We start from the raw sequence: 622 nt of genomic DNA on the forward strand, positions 1-622 counted from the left end.
ACGCCTGCCGGCGGAAAAACTCTCGCGCCTGCACAACTCCGGCATCCAGCCCGACCTGCTGGTCGAGCACGCCTACAACCCGATCCATCGCCGTCACCAGTACGACCCGGCTGGCGAGTTGACCCGCACCCTCGACAAACTGCGTGGCGAGATCAAGTACGAATACGAAGCCAACGGCCAGTTGCACAGCCGCGACACCGGGCAGTTGATCGACAGCGAAGAATTCCGCTACGACGCCGCGGCGAACCGGCTGAACTTCAACACCAGCCAGTTTGATCACGTCAAGGACAACCGCCTTAAACGCTGGCGGGATCAGGAATATGCCTACGATGCGTGGGGCAACCTGATTGAAAAACGCAGCGGCATGGGCACGCTGCAGACGTTTGGGTATGACTGTGAAAATCGGTTGGTGCGGGCGGAGACGTTGGTTAACGGCAAGATGGAAAGTACCGGATCGTATCGGTATGACAGTTTGGGGCGACGGGTTGGCAAGGTTTCAGAGGTCAACGGTAAAGCCGAGCAGAAGCACTTTTTGTGGCAAGGCTTGCGGATGTTGCGTGAGGAAAGTCCGGGGCAGAGCAGTTTGTACCTGTATGAGCCGGGGAGTTATGCGCCGTTGGCG

At 58.5% G+C, this 622-nt stretch carries 1 protein-coding gene; it reads left to right on the forward strand.

Annotated features, from left to right (window positions below):
* Positions 1–622, forward strand: a 622-nt coding sequence (locus ACM6IT_RS25845) for an RHS repeat domain-containing protein (RefSeq protein WP_414918967.1), incomplete at both ends; no start/stop codon positions are given.

This window comes from Pseudomonas sp. IT-P4 (assembly GCF_949767755.1).
Lineage (GTDB): Bacteria > Pseudomonadota > Gammaproteobacteria > Pseudomonadales > Pseudomonadaceae > Aquipseudomonas > Aquipseudomonas monachiensis.